This window comes from Amycolatopsis anabasis (genome assembly GCF_009765355.1).
In the GTDB taxonomy this organism is placed as follows: domain Bacteria; phylum Actinomycetota; class Actinomycetes; order Mycobacteriales; family Pseudonocardiaceae; genus Amycolatopsis; species Amycolatopsis anabasis.
Map to the genome: position 1 here is coordinate 1 of NZ_VTHK01000189.1, position 584 is coordinate 584.

General features: G+C 55.5%; 1 rRNA gene. It reads right to left on the reverse strand.

Going from position 1 to position 584, the window contains the following annotated elements:
* Positions 1-287, reverse strand: a 23S ribosomal RNA gene (locus FXO23_RS50665); the annotation flags it as partial.
* Positions 288-584 lie beyond the last annotated feature (297 nt).

The window sequence follows — 584 nt, forward strand, 5'->3', positions numbered from 1 at the left end:
ACATGTGCACGGTTTAGCCTCCTCCGCTTTCGCTCGCCACTACTCACGGAATCACGGTTGTTTTCTCTTCCTACGGGTACTGAGATGTTTCACTTCCCCGCGTTCCCTCCACACACCCTATATATTCAGGTGCGGGTAACACTCCATCACGAGTGCTGGGTTACCCCATTCGGACACCCTCGGATCTCAGCTCGGTTGACAGCTCCCCGAGGCTTATCGCAGCCTCCCACGTCCTTCATCGGCTCCTGATGCCTAGACATCCACCATGTGCCCTTAACAACTTGACCACAAAGATGCTCGCATCCACTCTACAGTTCTCAAACACCACACCAGAGACGTGTTGCCTCAGGACCCAACAGTGCACTAAGTGAACAACCACCGATCCGACCATGCCCACCCGCTTTCCACGCCCCCCAAAGGAAGCAGTACTCACCCAGCGACACCGTCACACCAGCAGTCCTAGACCAGTAGTTCCACAATTCCTTGAGCAACCAAGACAGAAACACCGTCGGTTTCTGAGTCTCGGCCACTCCACCACAACCTCAACCCCATGGGGGCTGTGTTGGGTGGATGTGTTGTGCTCC